The organism is Halobacillus sp. BBL2006 (genome assembly GCF_000786645.1).
In the GTDB taxonomy this organism is placed as follows: Bacteria; Bacillota; Bacilli; order Bacillales; family Halobacillaceae; genus Halobacillus.
This window is the reverse complement of the sequence record NZ_JRNX01000067.1, coordinates 1-619: the sequence shown is the minus strand read 5'-3', so window position 1 is coordinate 619 and position 619 is coordinate 1. Positions and strand designations below refer to the sequence as shown.

1 protein-coding gene is annotated in these 619 nt (G+C 39.7%); it reads right to left on the bottom strand.

The window, feature by feature from the left end:
* A partial coding sequence (locus tag LD39_RS02600) for a TIGR01457 family HAD-type hydrolase (protein ID WP_035542587.1) occupies window positions 1-561 on the bottom strand: 561 nt, incomplete at its 3' end.
* Window positions 562-619 lie beyond the last annotated feature (58 nt).

Here is a 619-nt window from a genome sequence, read left to right as displayed (position 1 = left end):
CATGATTACAGATTCAGGTTTTCCGATAAAGGTCGGATTCACCCCCGTGCTTACAGCAATTACTGACGTTAACGCTCCGTTTCCCGGCATCATCCCTCGTTCAGTAGGGATAGCGATGTCACTGTTGGTACTAAGGAATTCAGCTCCATCTCTCACATTCAAACAAGCTTTAGCGAGCTTCTCATAGCTGATTTCGTGATCAATTCCTATCACAACAAAATCAGCTTTCTCTTCAACGATTTGATGTCCTTCCTTCTTTATTGCCTCTCTGAGACCTTCCTCTCCGATGACATAAACGTCAGCCGTCTGTTTCTGTTCAGAAATGAATTTAGCTGTAGCTAAACTGCTCGTAAATACTTCATCTTCTTCAGCAGGAACACCTAAATCAATCAATTTCTTTGAAATTTGGCCAGGAGTTTTGGAGGAATTATTCGTAAGAAACAAAAGAGGAATCTCTACCCTTTTTAGTCTCTCAACAAATTCAGCAGCACCTTCAATTCTTTCACTACCTCTGTACATCGTTCCATCAAGATCTATAAAGTATCCTTTATATGGTTTCATCTCTTCCACCTTCTCTCTATATAAAAAACGCGCTAACAAACGTTTTTTTAAACATACT